Origin of the sequence: Paenibacillus sp. yr247, assembly GCF_900103825.1 — a bacterium.
Lineage (GTDB): Bacteria > Bacillota > Bacilli > Paenibacillales > NBRC-103111 > Paenibacillus_E.
The window spans coordinates 1-4,424 of record NZ_FNIF01000042.1 but is presented as its reverse complement, the minus strand read 5'-3'; the positions used below and the strand labels follow the sequence as shown (position 1 = coordinate 4,424).

General features: G+C 41.1%; 4 protein-coding genes and 1 pseudogene. 3 read left to right on the top strand and 2 right to left on the bottom strand.

The features are described from left to right. Nucleotides 1-513 (top strand): annotated as a pseudogene (locus BLT91_RS28775) (collagen-like protein); the annotation flags it as partial. A gap of 108 nt (nucleotides 514-621) precedes the next feature. Further along, complete coding sequence (locus tag BLT91_RS28770; protein ID WP_090827550.1) at nucleotides 622-1,713, top strand: glycosyltransferase; 1,092 nt, start codon at nucleotides 622-624, stop codon at nucleotides 1,711-1,713. Between the two features lie 451 nt (nucleotides 1,714-2,164). Here the strand turns inward: BLT91_RS28770 and BLT91_RS28765 are convergent, their stop codons facing one another. After that, complete coding sequence (locus BLT91_RS28765) at nucleotides 2,165-2,812, bottom strand: hypothetical protein (RefSeq protein WP_141225114.1); 648 nt, start codon at nucleotides 2,810-2,812, stop codon at nucleotides 2,165-2,167. Between the two features lie 106 nt (nucleotides 2,813-2,918). On the opposite strand from BLT91_RS28765, the gene BLT91_RS28760 reads away from it, so the two are divergent. Beyond that, a complete protein-coding gene (locus tag BLT91_RS28760) occupies nucleotides 2,919-3,506 on the top strand; it encodes an IS110 family transposase (protein ID WP_254777188.1) in 588 nt (195 codons plus the stop codon). Nucleotides 3,507-4,038: 532 nt separating this feature from the next. Here BLT91_RS28760 and BLT91_RS28750 read toward each other — a convergent pair. Further along, the coding region (locus BLT91_RS28750; protein WP_254777187.1) for a LysR substrate-binding domain-containing protein at nucleotides 4,039-4,424 on the bottom strand (386 nt) is incomplete at its 5' end.

Below are 4,424 nucleotides of genomic sequence, written 5' to 3'. Positions count from 1 at the left end.
GGAGCTACGGGAGCTACGGGAGCTACGGGTGCTACAGGAGCTACGGGAGCTACGGGTGCTACGGGTGCTACGGGAGCTACGGGTGCAACAGGGGCCGCAGGTGGGCTATCCCAATACGGGTATATTTATAATTTTAGTGCTCAAACTGTAGCAATAGAGGCTCCTGTCCTTTTTGATTCAACTGGTATAACTACACCTGGAATCATTCATACTCCCGGAACCTCTCAAATTTTAGTTACCACTCCAGGCGATTATGAGGTTACTTTCTCTGTTTCTGGTGTAGAACCCAACCAATTTACACTATTCTTAAACGGTGCACCGATTACGAATACCGTATACGGTTCAGGCGCCGGCACTCAGCAAAACAATGGGCAAGCGATAATCGCTATATCAGCTGGCGATACTCTTACTTTGCATAATCATAGTTCTGCAGCTGCGGTTACCCTACAGACTCTAGCGGGAGGTACACAAACAAACGTTAACGCTTCAATTGTTATTAAAAAATTAAATTAGTAGAACTATCTCCCATAAAGGGAGATTTTTCTTTAAATTCACTTTTACATCGGCCGATGCATATCAATAATGTGAAGTTATGTCGTTCTTTTTCTGGGAGTGAACCAATTGAATACGATAAGCCTTTGCCTGATCGTGAAGAATGAGGAAGAAGTTATTGGAAGGTGTTTAAAGTCGGTCCATCAGGTTGTAGATGAAATCATTATTGTCGATACAGGCTCAACTGACCGTACAAAAGAAATTTGCCTGGAGTACACCAATAAAATTTTTGACTTTGAATGGATAAATGACTTCGCGGCTGCTAGAAATTTTGCATTCAGTTATGCAACAATGGACTATATTTTTTGGCTGGATTCCGATGACGTCCTACTTTTAGAAGATTGTCAAAAATTAAAGACATTGAAGGAGCTACTCGATCCTGCGGTTGATTCCGTGACGATGGTGTATTGCCTTGCCCAAGACAAACACGGTAATATGACCTCCAGCAACAGGCGAAACAGATTGGTAAAAAGATTAAATAAATTCCAATGGCGCGGTTTTGTGCATGAATATCTCGATGTAGCAGGGAATATCCTTAACAGCGATATCGTCGTGTTCCATAAACCTTTAAAACACCATAACTCTGATAGAAATATTACAATATATAAGCAACGCTTAGAAAAAGGAGAAGAATTTTCTCCACGAGATTTATATTATTTCGCAAATGAGTGGTTGGACCATGGATTGTATGAGCAGGCCGTAGAATATTATGAAAAATTTTTAGATACCAAACAAGGATGGATTGAAGACAAAATAGCTGCATGCGGCAAATTGGCCGATTGCTTTCATCATTTAGATAATACAGAACGAGAAATGTATTATACTCTCAAAGCTTTTGAATACGATACCCCGCGTGCGGACTCTTGCTGCAGAATGGGATATGGATTTATGCAACATAGCGAGTGGGAAAAGGCTGTTTTTTGGTATAGACTCGCTACTGAGCTTAAGATACCAAAAGATAACTGGGGTTTCCTCAATCATGCTTGTTGGACTTGGCTGCCCCATCTCCAACTTTGTGTTTGCTTTTATCAATTGGGAGAATATGAATACGCCTATAAACACAACGGAATTGCCGGTCGATTTATCCCTGACGATGAAAAAGTTTTGTACAATCAGCGCCTTTTAGAAGCTTTATTGGGCAGAAATAAAACTGTAGAATAAGTAAACGTCCACTTGTTCTGGGGTATAAGTCACAGTAATCATTCGGATATTTATTATTCTTTTTAAGGTTTTTCGCGGAATTAATTTTCATGAGAGTTCAAAGAGAAAAACTATTCATCGTAATTTCTTTTCATAACGGCAGTTATGTCTCGTTTTCAATGACATAGCCGTTAAAATGGAATTCTGTTATGGTGGGTTTTCTGAATGTGGTGACAGGTACAGCTTGACCTTGACTAGCTTCAGTTACCATTATTCCTGAAGCGTTCCTTGCTGCAGCAGTTAGATAGTATTTGTGAGAGCTGTCTATTTTCACATTTTCATCCGTACATTCGATATCATCTTAATTAATTTTTATTATCCTTCAGTACCAACAGAATTAGGCAGCAGGGGGAGAACAAGAGTAGCAATAACTGAATCATCGGGAATCATCGGGTTAGGCGATTGATGAAAATCATACTACTTGAGTAATCGTTCTTTGCTCATGCTCATTCTCCTTTTGAATATTATTGGAAATGCACAAAGACGAATTAAGTCTCGTTCTCGTCAATAACGGAGCCATTAAAATGAACCTCGGTAATGGTTGGAGCTTTGAAAGAGTTGATCGGGGCGTACCACCGCCTTCTCCAATAAATACTTGAAAACCAGAAGCGCCCCCTGCTACAGCAGTCAAATAAAACTTATGAGTTTCTCCTTTTACATGTTTATCTGCGTATGCAAATGATGTTGTAATTGTATTGCTAAAGAAGGTGGGGAGACTCACAGCTGAGATTATTTCAGTAAGGCTTCCAGAATCCAATACAGTACAAAGACGTTTGCCCGTAAAAGGTGCATCTCGCCAAATACTAAATTGCATTTTTTGAGTTGCTAATATTACAAGTGGACCTGCTAGGGAGGTAAGGGAAAAATCCCAAACGATTGTCGCTTTGAGTTCGATGCGATCATTAGAATTAATATGTTTTAAAGTTATAGATCCAGGAATACGGACTTCCTGACTAAAAAGACTGGGAGTTGCAAAAGCTATTCCGCTAGGGACCATTGGGCTTGGTGATTCATGAAAATCGTACCACTTGAGTAATCGTTCTTTGCTCGCAGACATCATCCTTCTCTCAGATTAATAATCTACTAATATATGATTCAATTGAAGGTTTACATGATATGGACAAAGGTGAGGGTGAATGTGCACATTTCACATCAAATATAATTAAATGGATTTCAATGTTGAGTGCGTCATTAATCCTTTAATCTCACATAACGCCAAGAAAACCAATTTGCGACGGTTGAAGACGGATGCCGCTGATGCCCATCTATTAGGGACTCTGTTCTATAAAGAAGAGTTTGAACCCTACAAAAAGCGGGGTCAGCATCTCATGAATTTACGCTATCTAACACGCCAACATGAATCTTTAACGGGTATGTATGTCCAAGCAAAACTACAGTTTCAGGCTATTCTGGATCAAGTTTTTCCTGAATATCATGGCGTGTTTGGTGACCTTTATTCAAAGGTTTCCCTTCGATTTCTGGCCTTACACCCGACGTCCAAAGAAGTCCTAGAAATGTCCGAGTTGGAGATTACAACTGCAATCGGGCGGTTTACTGGACGCGGCAGATCCGTCTCATGGTGCTTGGAATGCGCAGAAATCCTAGGGGCTGCAGCAAAGCGAAATCCCTTTAAAGAGACGGCTTTTTCCAGCCATTTGATCTCCATGCAGCTGCTCATCAAATTGCTTCTTCAATACCAGGACCATCTAGCAGACCTTAATAAATCGATAGAGGCCCTACTAGCTGTCGGGTGACAAGAACATATACGCTTAAGAAGCCGCATAATTGTGTTTTTTTTATTTTAACGATATAAGTTCTTGTCAAAAGTCAGTGACAAGAACTTATATCGTTTGCCGATTTAGGACAAGAACATATATCGTTTCCCGCAATTGAGAGGAAATCTCAATTGACCGCAGCTGACAATCTTTATTGTTAGGGAAAATTCAATGACTATTGAGACTGAAAACAGAATCAAGACACAGTGTGAAACGATGCTCGAAAAACATTCCTTCAAACGAACAACACGTGCCGAGGCGAGTGTTTATCTGAGGGATGCGGAAAAAATATTCCTTGAATCATTGAAGCTTACGATTGATGGATTGCATTGGGTCGGACACAACGTCATCTATCATGGAAACAATAGCGTAATAAGTATAGCAACTAAAAGGGAGCTGCCGAGGTAGCTCCTTCGCCTTTTTCGCCGTTATGACCGTTAAGGTGAACCCTACCATAAAAAATTTGTTGGGGAAAGTGTGGGAGTGTTGATGAGAGTGTGAGTCTATCCCGTCATGGAATACCCCGACCTAGATACTTTTCTGCATAACGCAAAAAAATATCGGCTGCCGGCGAGAGATAACGTCCCTCGAAGGAAAAGATGGCCACCGAACGAGATAGAGGAGGATCCAGTGGGATAATCGAAATAGATGGCCCTGGCGTCTCTGCCATCAGCCTAGGGAGTATCGAAATCCCGAGGTCTTCTGCCACCAGTATCCGCGGAGAAGCGCATTCGTAGGTAATGATTGGCTCAAAACCCTCTCTGATGCACGCCGCATATACAAGTGAACGTAACCTCGATCCCTCTTTAAAAGATACAAACGATTCTTCCCTTAATTCCCGGATAGAAACCGCTTTATGTTTCTCCAATGGATGACCCTTAGCAACGGCAAGAACTA

Excerpts from the sequence above, each read along its gene's own strand:
- BLT91_RS28760 (WP_254777188.1), top strand. The coding sequence starts at position 2,919 with ATGGATTTCAATGTTGAGTGCGTCATTAATCCTTTAATCTCACATAAC.
- BLT91_RS28765 (WP_141225114.1), bottom strand. The coding sequence starts at position 2,812 with ATGATGTCTGCGAGCAAAGAACGATTACTCAAGTGGTACGATTTTCAT.